The organism is Flagellimonas cixiensis, from assembly GCF_042134615.1.
GTDB lineage: Bacteria > Bacteroidota > Bacteroidia > Flavobacteriales > Flavobacteriaceae > Flagellimonas > Flagellimonas cixiensis.
Map to the genome: position 1 here is coordinate 1,409,213 of NZ_CP169639.1, position 13,645 is coordinate 1,422,857.

General features: G+C 42.0%; 1 protein-coding gene. It reads right to left on the minus strand.

Annotated features, from left to right (window positions below):
• Nucleotides 1–4: 4 nt before the first annotated feature.
• Nucleotides 5–13,645: a T9SS type B sorting domain-containing protein gene (locus ABT310_RS06240; protein ID WP_375325885.1), complete on the minus strand. Its 13,641-nt coding sequence runs from the start codon at nucleotides 13,643–13,645 to the stop codon at nucleotides 5–7.

A 13,645-nucleotide genomic window follows, 5' to 3' on the forward strand; every position in this document is an offset into this window, starting at 1 on the left:
ATCGTTAATTGCGGTAGAGCGTAAAGTGGCCCACAAACTCTCTGTCATCACGATCACCGTTTAGGCGAACTACGTACCAGTAATCTCCGGTCGGTAATGGTTTACCATCGTAATTACCATCCCATCCTTTAATTTCGCGGGTCATTTCTTCCACTACTCTACCATAACGATCATAAATTTTAATTAGTACGTCAGGGAAGCCCTCAACGTTATCAGGAAGCCAAAAATCGTTAAGACCGTCACCGTCTGGGGTAAAGAAGTCTGGGAAATCCACATCCATGAATTCCACAAATATTTCAGCGGTAGCTTCACATCCATTCTGATCTATTACCGTTACAGTGTAGGTATCTGTATAATTGATATAGAAAATGTTATCCGATCCATTGTTGATATCGTTGAAGTAGAAGGTATAATCCTCTACACCTCCTTCAGCGATGGCCGTAATTTGGTTAAAGCTGTTGTTCTCCAAGACCAAGGTCAATGGTTCGTAACCTTCAATGGTGAAATCATAAGTGGTCATACAACCATTGGCATGTGCAATGGTAACAAAGTGATCACCTGGAGTCAAGTTTTCAAAATCAGCAGTCAATTGCATATCAGCAGGATCTGTAGAATCCACGGCATACATTACATCGTCGATGATAGACTCATCTTCAAAAACAATATCCAAATAGTTGTTAGGAATGTTTCCAGTACACTCATACATTGGAGTAACAGTAGCAGAAAGATTTACACCAGGTTCAATTTCAACAATTACGTTGGTTTCACAACCTTGGGCATCTCTAATAAATACTACATGAGTACCTGCTGGAAGATCTTGGAACAAGACTTGGTCTTGAACAAAGTTTTCTTCTTGGCTAGAATTCAAACTCGTCATGTAAGGTGCGGTACCTCCTGTGATTTCAATTTCGAACTCACCATCTGCACTATCAAAACATACTTCGTGCATAATGTTGATAGCTTCAGCTTGTATTGGTTCTGGTTGAATGATTTCAAACTGGAAGGTCAAGAAACATCCGTTCACATCTTGAGCGATCACATCGTAAATACCAGGTGCCAAATCGGTAAAGGTATTTTCCGTATCGAACTGATCTAGGTTTGGTGAAATTGCATAAAGAATTTCTCCTGTACCTCCAGATACTTCTACCGTTATGGTACCATCGTCCATTCCAGAACAGGTAATATCTGTGGATTCTTCTCTTTCAACCACCAATGGTGCAGGATCAACAATTATGATTTCTGGAGATACCTCAACACAATCTTCGCTGATTACCCTTACGTAATAGCTACCTGCTGGTAGTGTATTGAAGGTGCCACTGGTTTGTGGTCCAGCCAATAGATTGGTTAAAGCTGCATCACTGAACAATTCGTAGTAGTAATTACCCAATCCACCGGTGGCCTGAGCAATAATGGTAGCAGTTGCTTCACCCATACAGTTGATAAATGCTGCAGAATCATCAATTTCCAAGGTAAGTTCCGGTATAGGATCAATAGTAACTTGGTTTGAGATTTCAGCCTCACAACCATTGGTGTCACGAACATAGAATTGATATGCTCCTTCACCTACAGCAAGGGTAATGGTATTACCGACCATTGGGGTAAAGTTGATGTTATCGGTACTATACAAATAAGAACCATTTCCACCTGAAGCAGTCAATTGAATTTCTGCATCATTGGTACATGTCATTTCGGTTACTTGAATGAGTGAAGCAAATACTTCGGTAGGCTCATTGATAGTTACTTGCGGGGTCTCTACGCCACAGTTCCAACCATCGGTTACCGTAATGCTATAGATACCAGCCCCCAATCCTGTAAAGGTATTATTGGTTTGTTCACCGGTTGTGAATTCAATGGTGGTACCCGTTGCATCATAATAATTCAATTGGTAAGCATATGAACCCTCTCCTCCAGTTACATTTGTAGCCCAAACAGAAGCACTGTCATCGCCATAACAAGCCAGGTCTATCGGAGCAGCATCAATATCTGCAGTGATTGGCAATGGCTCGGTCAATGAAATGGTTCTTGCAATAACACAACCCTCATTGTCCGTAATGCTCACCGTATAGTCTCCAGCTGATAATCCAGTGAACACATAACTTGGAACATCGTTCATGGTGTACACCTGAGTGGTCGTAGTGTTGGTCAATACGATATCGTAAGGAGCATAACCTCCAGTTGGTGCCACCAAGATTTCACCTAGATCATTGGTACAAGTTACATTGGCTACTTCCAAAGGAGCGGCATCCAAAGCTGAACTTGGAGACACAATGGTAATGGTGTTGGAGTCTTCAACACATTCTGGGTATCCTGTTTCTGTGACACGAACAAAGTAGTTACCGCCAACCAATGCAGGATCTGTTATTGCTAATGGATTTGTGGTTGTGTTTCCACTTCCGATTATTCCAGTTGTTGTTCCATTGGCATTGAACACTTCGTAATCGTAGGTTCCAGTATATCCGGTCACATTGATTTCCAAAGTTCCTGCATCACCAAAACAAACAGCAGGTGAAGTTGCAGTCGCAACAACATCAATAGTATCGAATGGTGCAATAGTGTGTGTAGTTTCAACATAACAACCTGTCGCATCATTTGTAGCTCTAAAGGTGTACGTTCCTGCTGCATTCAATTCGAATGTTGCAGTAGTAGCCGTTGAAGTTGTCATGGCACCATAAGGATTACCAGCAGGCAACAAGGCAAACGTATAAGTGTCGCCTGGAATGGTTTCGGTAACCGTTAGTGTTACTGTTTCTAGATTAGCACAAGATATAGCAACATCTTGGTTAACATCTAGAGTGAACGTATTCAATGGTTGAACGTCGATACTTCCAGGATATTCACATCCATTGGCATCTCTTACAATAAAGTCGATAGTTTGAACACTACCGTTGTCCACTACTGCAAATGTTTCAGATGCAGTAAAGGCATTGCCTTCAAAACTATAGTAAAATGGAGCTGTTCCACCCGTTGGAACAACAGTTACCGTTGCTTCGTTAACTGAATTGCTAGGGCTACAAGAGAAATCTGTTGCAGTTGCAGTAGCATTCAATACTGGAGGTTCTCCAATTGTGGCATCAAAGGTATCCTCACAAGCTCTGGAAGAAATTACTCTTACTCGATAATCACCAGCTGGCAAATTGTCGAACACAGGGCTTGATTGCGCGAATCTGTAAGGATTCACCAAGTCGGACATTTGATATAATTCGTACGTATATACAGGGTCTACAACCGTTGCTGGGTCAAGTACCACAGTCAAACTACCATCAGAACCACCGTTACAGCTTACATCTTCTTCAATTACGTTATCGATAACAGGATCTACCTTATCGTCCAATTCTTGTGTTACTACATACGTACATGGTGTAGTAGTGTCGTTATCGGTTACGGTAATGGTATAAACTCCTGGCTGAATTAATCCTGTGAACACTCCTGTAGCATTGCTATCTGTTGTGCTTCCATCAGGGTAAACCAAATCGAAGGTTAGGTTGGATGAACCACCAGAAACATTCACAGTAATTTGACCACCTGAATCAACAGTACAATCAATAGGTTTAACAACAGTAGTGTTAGCCGTCATCGCATCAGAAAGAACAACCGGACCAACTGTTGTAGTACATGTCCACTGATCAGCAATCAATACTTCATAAGAACCAGCACCCAATCCAGAGAATACAGTGCTTGTTTGAGGCGAACCAACATTCACGCCGTTTCTGATTAATTGATACGTATAGTTACTTCCTTGACCACCAACAGTGTTGATCACTTGAATTTCACCTTGAAGGTTGGTACAATTTTCAACATTTACCTGAAGTGAAGCCGTAATTGGGTCAGGATCGGTCAAAGTAACTGTATCCACCAATTGCTCACATCCACTGGAGTCGATTACCCATGCTTCATAAGTGCCTACAGACAATCCTGTAAAGTTAGGACTAGCCACATAGTCACCAGGACCTGTTGGAGAAGTAGTTCCCACATAGTAGGAGTATCCACCCCATCCACCAGCTACGCCAGTAATTTGGATAATACCATCGTCAAGCATACAAGTGATATCGGTTACCACAGTGGAACCTGTAATCGGAGCAGATGGTCCAGCGATATTGAATGTTTCGCTGTACACACAACCTGCACCTGGAGGATTGGTATCGGTTACTTCAATATAATATGAACCGGCAGCTAGACCTGTTATGCTAAAGTTTCCATCAGCATCAGAACCAGTTGAGGTTACATCGTCGGCCAAGTTGGTCGGCGTATTGTTGATATCGTAGAATAAGGTATAAGTAATTGCAGCTGCATAGGTAGTACTGGTTGCATCTACCAAGTTCAATTGAACGGCACCGTCTGTATCACCATAACAAGTGATATCTGTTGTGCTTACTACCATTAAATCCAATACTTCTGGATCAGCAACAGTGTGTGAAACAGTAATGATACATCCAGTTACTGTGTTTCTCACTTCAAAGTTGTGAATTCCAACAGACAGACCGGTAAAGCTACCAGAAGTTTGGAAGGTTCCTGATGGCAATTCCCTAAACTCGTAGTTAGCTGGATTTGTAACAGAAGTTGTTATAGATCCAATAGCGGTAATGGTAATATCTTCACCAGTTAAACATGTGGCTACAGCATCCACAGCCACGGTTGCATCATCCAAACTATCGAAAGGCGCAATTACTGCTGTTGTGGTGCCTAAACATCCGTTGCTGTCGTACACATTAATGGTATAATTGCCACCAGCAGTATTGGTTTCGGTATAAACCGGGTTGCTTCCCGATTGAACCACTATGGAACCAGCATCATTAATAAACTCATAGATAACATAGTTACCGCTACCTCCAGTAATGGAAGCAGTGTCCACAGTAATTGTTGCGTTATTCGTGTTGTTTCCTGCAGTACAACCAAATTCAACAACGCTTGTACTAACATTGGCAATTGGGTTTGGTTCAGTAATGGTCTCAGTTTCGGTAGCAGTACAATCGTTTGCTGCCGTAGCCTGAATGGTATAGGTAATTCCAGAAGTGGAGCCTTCCAATCCTGTGAAAGTTGCAGTGGTTGCTGTAGAGCTGGTAGGTGCAATTGGCACGCTAATAGACCCTTCAGTTGTAGCAATAATTTCAAAGGTATATGGGCCGATACCGTTATCAATTGCATTTACTGTGATAGTTCCATCGGCAGCACCATTACAAGTAACATCGGTGTACGTTGTGTTGAATGATGGAGTTATTGCAGGAGGAACTGTTACGTTAAATATTCTAAAACACTCAGGTGAATCTGTATTGTTATCGTAAACTGTAATGGTATAGTCTTCGGGTATTACAGTGGTAAACACAAAAGGATTACTTGGTAAGTTGGTCCTGCTCACAACAACGCCTAAACTATTACTTATCTCATAGTCATAATCGTTAGAGCCAGAAAGTACATCTATAGTAATCTCGGCATCAGGGTTAGGAGAACAATCCAATAATTTGGTTAAGTCCACATTGGCTTCCAAAATCGGATTTACAATAATTGTTTCGGTGTCTGTACATCCATTGCTGTCAATAATTGCTACATCATAGGTTCCTGGAGTAACATTGGTAAATACGCCGCCATTATCAACATATGTTACACCACCATCTATAGAGTAGAAAATTTGGGGTGCAGTACTAGTTGCATTGATGGTTACTGTAATAGGTGTAGAACAGTTATCTATTACAACGCTATCGATAGTTGGGTTTGGAGTCAAAGTCAGTGGTACAGTACCCAATGGCATTGCACAACCATACTGATCTTCCATGGTTACATCGTAGTTACCTGCAGGTGAGTTAGCAGGAATCTCAATTGGATTATCGGATGTTGAGGTGATTGCGGTAAATCCAGATGGTCCAGTAACAGTGTAGGTGTAAGTTCCGCCACCGCCCAATGGGTTTGAAACTAGAATCAATCCTGGCTCACTACAACTAATATCTTGTAAAACGCTCAAGTTTCCAGAAAGTGGATTCAATTCTGGCAGGTATTCATTTTCAGTTGCACCGACACAACTATCTACGCCACCATTTACTTCTGTTACTTCAATAAAATAGTTTCCTTCTCCTAGATTATTTACGGTAACATCTTGCGGGGAAGTGAAAGCTACATTTCCTCCACTTGTTGCTACAGAAACAGGAGATCCAGAAGACATGTCATAAACTGTCCATCTAAATTGATCTCCAAAAGGCGACTGGTTGTCGGTTATGGTATATGTAATACTTCCTGTAGTTGACCCGGCACAAGTTGGAGTTAAAACCGAAGTAATTTCTAAAGGAACGGTAATCAAATCGTTTACGTTTACATTACTCTGACGCACACAACCACTTGTATCCCTCACATAGAAAACATAGGTTCTACCAGGAACCAAACCTGTCCATTGGTACATACCATTACCAGCTGGCACAGTGTTCCCTAGATTATCTGTAGTTCCACCAACTTGCCATGTGGCAGTTGTTGGGTCAAAATTACCGGGATCATCTGAGTAAGCATACTCGTAGGGTGCGACACCTTCAGATCCTTGAACTGTAACCTGTAATTCGTTACAATCTACAATCAAGGCAGAAATGGTAATGTCCAAATCATCCAATGGGTAAGGGATAATAAAAGGCTCCAAATCTGTTTGACATACAGTATTGTTTGATCCGTCCACTGTTCTTAAGGAAGGATAAACAGTTTCTCCAGGATTATAGCCACGGAACTGATCTGATGACTGCCAAGTTGAACCTCCATCATCACTAAATTCGATGGTTCCAATGGTAGATGGATATCCTGAGAAATCAAATCCAAAATCGTTTGGCCCAACACTAGCATCACAATTTAATGGCACAACACCTGTAACGATACCAGTTAATTCATCTGGGTTGTTGATGGTTTGTGTATCCGTTATGGTACAGCCAGCAGCGTCAGTAACATTAATGGTATAATCCCCAGGCATTAAGTTGTAGTAGGTGCGGCTCGTTGCCAACACATTGGTGTTTGTTTGGTTGGAAGCACCTCCATTGTCCAAATCCACAATTTCTATGGTATAAGGAGCTATTCCAGAAGTGATATCTACCAATATATAACCTGTTCCATCATGACAATCTGGGTCAGTTGGAGTAGCGACCATGGTTAATGGTACGGCAGGGTTTACGGTTACCGTTTCTACATATTCGCAATAAGGCGCGGTAGCCGAATTGTCTCTTACATATACATCAAATGTTCCCTCATTACCAGCAGTCACGGTATAGACGTTGGTAGTAGAGAAAGATCCTGTTGGGTCTGTGGTGGTTGGAACAAAAGCATATTCCAAAACAGGTGTTCCGCCTGAGGCAGTTACAGTAATACTTCCATCAGCACAAGAAGAAACATCCACAACTTCTACAGCAGCCACCAAGTCATCGACTATGGTTACGGTATCTTGAACGGAACAACCATATTGATCACGAACATCAATGGTATAGGTTCCAGCAGTTAGGTTATTGAATGTATAGGATGTCGCTGTTACAGGAGATGGGGTGATCCAAGCACTTCCATTGATGCTGAACTGATAGTTTCCGTTTCCATCGGTCACGTCAACTGTTATAGTACCATCATTATTGCCGCTATAACATGCTGTTGGTGTCAAAGTAAAAGCAATCGTCTCAGGGGGAGCTATAGTTATTGGTGTGGTATCCTCACATAAATTGGTGTCTCTAGATCTTACCACATAATCTCCAGCGGCCAATCCAGTAAATACGTTGGATGATTGGTAAGCGGTGATTACTCCACCCACAGTATCTTCCAATTGATATTGATAAGCAGGCGTACCACCGGTAGCGGTTGCAGTAATGGTTGCTCCACCATTGGTACACGTAAGTTCGTTGGTAATTGAAGCTGTAACATCCAACACATCAGGTTGGGTCAATGTTTGGTTCAACACTACGGAACAAGCAGGGTCTCTAAGGTCAACAATGGTAATTGTATGTGCACCAGCCGCTAATCCTGAAACAGTTACTGGGCCAGTAAATTGTGCAGCAGAAACAGCACCACCATCAACTTGGTAGGTATATCCGGTTGCGGGGTCAAAGTTTTCTACATCAAAAGTGATGGTTCCATCGGCGGCACCGTTACAGGTTAGATCAGTATAGGACGTAATCGCGGCATCAAAAGCATATCCAGCTTCAATTACAACGGAAGTTTGAACTGTACAATCGCTGCCATAATCAACCTCAATGGTATGAACCCCAACAGCAACATTACTAAAGACATTGCTTGTTTGTGGTGTTCCGCCATCTATGCTATACGTATAAGAAGCATCCAAAGGAAGTACGGTTACTTCAGCTGTTCCGTCACAACTGTAGGCAACACTCGTGCTTAAAGTTGGTTCGGCAGGAAGCGGAGCAATAATAATATTTGGTAGTGTAATGAAACAATCAATTTGATTGGCATCTCTTACTCGAATGGTATAAGTTCCATCTTGCAATCCGTTGAATACTGTTGATGTGGTCCATGCGCCTCCGTTCAAACTATATTCATAGCTTCCAGAACCTCCTGTAGTTGGGGTTACACTTCCAACAGTGATTTCACCTAATTGTGTACACGTGTAATCTTGGGTTATTTGTGCTTCTGCAACAATAGGATCTGGTTCTGCAATAGTAACCTGTGTGGTAACTGGACAATTGTTGGCGTCGGTCACACTAATATCATAGGTTCCAGCAGGAAGGTTTACAAAAGTGTTGGAAGTTTGATAGGTTACACCATTGTCTATACTATATAAATAAGGTGCTTCTCCTCCACTTACATTCAAAACAATACCTCCGTCGGCTCCTCCATTACAACTTACATCGGTAATTGCAGGAGTGATGGTCAAGGTTGGATCTTGAACAATAGTAATGTCGTATGAAGCTTCGCAATATCCTGAAGCACCTCCATTGTCCCTTACATACACATCATAATTTCCTGCTGCGGTTACTGTGATGGGATTAGTAGTTGAGAAATCGCCAGCAGTTGGGGTTACACCATCTGCCACAACGGCGTAAACATAATTTCCATCTCCACCAGCAGCGGTAATGGTAACATCGGTATCGGTATCACAAGCTGTAATGTTAGGTGCTGATGCAACAACACTTAATTCTGGGTCAATGGTAATAGTGGCCGTGTCGGAACAATCGTTACCGTCTCTAACAGCAACAGTATAGGTTCCAGGGCCCAAGTTGGTAAATACATTGCTGGTTCCGAAAGGACCACCATTTAAACTGTATTCATAATTTCCGTCTCCACCAGAAGTGATGTTTGCCGTAAGGGTCAAACCTGTAGCATCATCATAACAAATGTCGTTGGGAACAATTTCCAAGACAGGGGCTACTGCTTCATTTATAATGAAGGTGTCCGTAAACACACATCCGTTCGCATCAGTAACCGTGTAGGTATAAGTTCCACCAATAGTTAAACCGCTAAACAAACCACTGGATTGTGGAGCTGGCAATGTATAACCTGTTGGACCAGCAGTAATTTCATAGGTATAACTTCCCCAACCTCCAGAGGCAACAATATTTGCAGAACCTTCTGCAACACAAGAAGGTTGTGCTACGGTTACGGGAGCTGCAATGGCTGAAGGTGGAGCCGTAATAGTTACATCTGTGGTATCGGTACAGCTGGTAAGGTTATCAGTTACGATAATGGTATAGGTTCCTTCGGCCAATCCAGTTAATGAAATGGTTCCATTGGTTTCTCCTGTGCCAGAAAAAGTAGCTGGACCCGTTACCGTATAATCAAAATCTGTATTAAAGCTGGAAACGGTATAGGAAATTTCTCCATTACTGTCACCGAAACAAACGATGTTGCTCACAACTTGTCCGATTACGGAAATTTCCGTTACTGGAGCAATGGTGAAGCTTTCATCATAAAAACACCCGTCGCTGTCGGTAACCCTGAACATATATGTTCCTGGGGTCATATCGGCGAAAGTTGGGTTGTTGCCATTGTTGACAACGTTGGCTGCAGGCGAAATAATCTCATAAACAAGGTCTGGGGTGCCACCGGTTACCGTTAAGGTAATGTCCGATTCAAAAGTAGGACACAAAGGGTTGGTCGCTGAAAAATCAATATCGGTTGGGGGTACAACAGGATCAATGGTTACTGGGTTGGTTTCAAACGTACACCCATTGGCATCTCTAATAATGGCAGAGTAGGTTCCGTCTGCAAGTCCATTAAAAGTTGGAGAACTTACAAAAGTAACTCCGTCGATACTGTACTCATAAGGAGCCGTTCCACCGGTTACATCTTGAACTTCGATTACACCATCTTCTAAACAGCTGTAATCTTGAACCAGAACAGCACTACCATCGATTGCAGTTCCTGGGGCAGAAACGGTGTGGTATTCAAAATAATCACAGGATGCACTACCTTTTCTTTGGTTGATGACCACTACGTAATCTCCATCGGCCAAAGCAGGGAAATTACCAGAAGCATTAGTACTCAATGCATTGGCATAGTCATAATTATCTTCGTCGAAACCTGTGGCATCGAACAAGTAATAGGTTAACTGGTAACCATTACTGTTTACAAGGTTGAAAGTAATAGACCCTGTAGCATCACCATTACACAATACATCAAGTACTGTGGTTGGGTTGAAATCGGCGGCAGGTCTAAATTCAATGGTTACCGTATTGGAGATATCAAAGCAATTGTATCTATCTACAACCACAAAAGTATATTGTCCTGGATCGTAGATGTCAAAAATCTGGCTGGTCTGAAATTCAGAAGCAGGAATGTCGGTTACTGAAGGATAAGAAATCACATCATTTCCATCTTCATCCACATAAGAAAAAACGGCATACAAGTGAGGCGTTTTTCCTCCTGATGATTCCATTAAGATATTACCCTCTTTACAGGTAATGTGCTGGGATACCCTTGCTGTCAACTCGAGGTCGGCCTCGTCCAAAATAGTAACTTGTTCATTGTAAACACAGCCGTCATCAGTTGTTACCGCAACGTCATAAACACCACCATTTAGAGACTCAAAAGTGTAGTTATTGTCAGCAGAAGGACCATGAGTGTCAACTACAGTTCCCCCTGTGGAGATTTCATAATAATATTGTGCTTCAACATTCAATACAGAAATGGCAATTTCACCCAATCCCGTACAGTTGGTATTTTGAGTAGTAATGTCAACTTGGAAATCTCTATCAAGAATACCAATGTTATCCAATACAAAAACACATCCATCAGTTACACCTTGTTGTCTCATTTCTACCATATAAGCACCATTGGTAGTGATGTCGAAACTAGGACTTGTTTGGTATGGAGCAATTACAGTTCCTGTAGCTTGGTTTACCAATTGGAACTCATAGCTCAAAGGCATATTGGTAACGGTAATGTTACCGGGAGTTTCACAAATAATATCGCTTGAGGTGTACTGCGGATCTAATGGGTTTTTGTAGATATTAAAATAAAATCTACTGAAGCACCCATTTTGGTAGTTGATCACTAAACGGTATTGACCGGAATCGCTGGCCAAGAAATCGTTTCCTGTATCCACTGTATTCCAAGTACAACCGGTACCTGTATTGGCACAACCGTCAGTAACTTCTGCGCAGCTGGTTTCATCCAATTTTTCCCAAACGATGCTCAATGCATCTGGAACATTGATTTGAATTAATTCGGTATCGTTTAGACCGCACAAAAAGATTTCTGGGGTTTCGCTACCATCATTTGGACATACGATGATATCTCCATCAATGGTATTGGAAGTATCGTTGATCAATGCGGTAATCGGGTTGGATTGAACGGAACCGAACAATTCAACCGTAATGATTTCCATGAAGTCTTTACATGGATCAGCAACTTGCTTGTCAACCAAGTAAGTACCTGTTTCGCTAACCAAAAGGGTGCTTGGGTCGTTATCGGAATTGGCGTCGGTTACCACAGTATCGGTTCCCAAATCTATTTGATTGTTACCGTTTACATCCAAATACCAAGTATAGCTGTCAAAATTATCACCAGCATCCAAAAGCACGTTGTCACCACACAATTGTACGGTTCTTTCGAAGTTACAAGCGCTTAAATCGTCCAACAAAAAGTTAGTGGCTCCAGGAGTTCCAAATCCACAATCATTAAAATCATAAACACTAGGGTCGTCGGTAATTTGGTTGTTATTGATAACCCCTTGGTAGGTGGAATAAGCCAAGTTTTGGATTACATCCGTACAGGCATCTATAAAGTCGAAACAGTTTTCAGCTACTTGTACCCTCATTCTAATTTGAGAGGCAGGATCACCTTCTTCAACAAGCCCATCGGGAATAGAAAATATTACTTCCCTAGTAGCTGGATCATAGGTATAGGTAGTGCCGGCAGGCATCGATATGGATGTTTCATCCAAAGTTACATTTAAAGGTAAAATATCCCTTATGGTGTATCCTGTTGCATCATCGTTACCAATATTTTGGAACGAAAGCACATAATCCAAATACTGACCAAGGTTTACACCAGCGCCAGTAATGTCGTTACCTGCAATATCCTCAACTGTTTTTTCAAGTACAATATCGGGTTCAATTACTTCAATCCCGAAGGTTACCAAAAAGGCCCCAAAGGCATCACCTTGTGTATATAATCGAAGCGTTGCATCGGTTTCTCCATTGGCAATTACGCTATTGGAGGGGTTATTAATATCAAAAATATCGGAATCGAATCCCAAAGTATTGGTCGCATATGGGTCTCTTGAGGTTACATCTGCACCATCTATCGTAATATTTGAATTGAAAAAGTTGTTTGCAGGGTTTGCAGCATTGGAAAGACTGGTAAACCCTGGATTCATTGGAGTTTCAATTCTGAAAGCGTCTCCAGTTAAACCACGGTCACCTTCCACAACACTTGCCCCCAAACGAGCTCTTACGGGCCCGGTTGGAATGGTATTAAACCCAGAAATAGCGATATCGGCAGTTGCCGTACCAGTTACACCGGCATAACCATCAAAAACCGAAATGTACTTTCCGGTCATGGTTGGGTTTTCATAAATTACTACCAATGTCCATCCACCGGCACCACCAACACTAACACCGCGAGTTGCCCTTACGTTGGCCACAGTATATTCACCAGATGGGTCCGCCAATGCCTGTAGTTCATTGGTTACGTTTTTAAAACAGGTATAGGGTGAGTCTTTGAAGGTTACGTTATCGTGGATAACAGCATCTTCCTCGCCCGCTGGGTCAGGATTGTTGTCGGCAACAACATCAATATAACTCCCTCCTGGAACCTTGAATTTTATCTCCCTAAAGTCCAATCTTCTTGTATCGTTGTTTGGAAGACTGGCTATTTGGGTGTTGTTAACCACCTCTTGTTGGTAGTTCGCTGACCAGTAAAGTCCGGCCCAATATACCCTTGAACAATCGGGCATAGTTAGTGTAGAGCTACTAGAACTAAATGTAGATGGATCATTGTCCACATCAATATAATCGCGGTGGAAACCATTGTTGTTTCCTGAACCATTATAAGGATCGTTGGCGGTATTACTACCATCTACGCGGTTTATAATACTATTGGAAAGAAAGGTATAATCCCCTTTAATATTGATATAGGAATTGTCCAATCTCGGCGAAAACGGAACTTCTACCTGGGCATTGGCAAGAATACCAATAAGCCCGAACCCCAATAGGCAGATAAGATTTTTTAGTAAAAGTTTATTCAT

What these genes read in the sequence shown, in the direction of transcription:
- ABT310_RS06240 (WP_375325885.1), bottom strand. Translation starts at nt 13,645, where the DNA reads ATGAATAAACTTTTACTAAAAAATCTTATCTGCCTATTGGGGTTCGGG.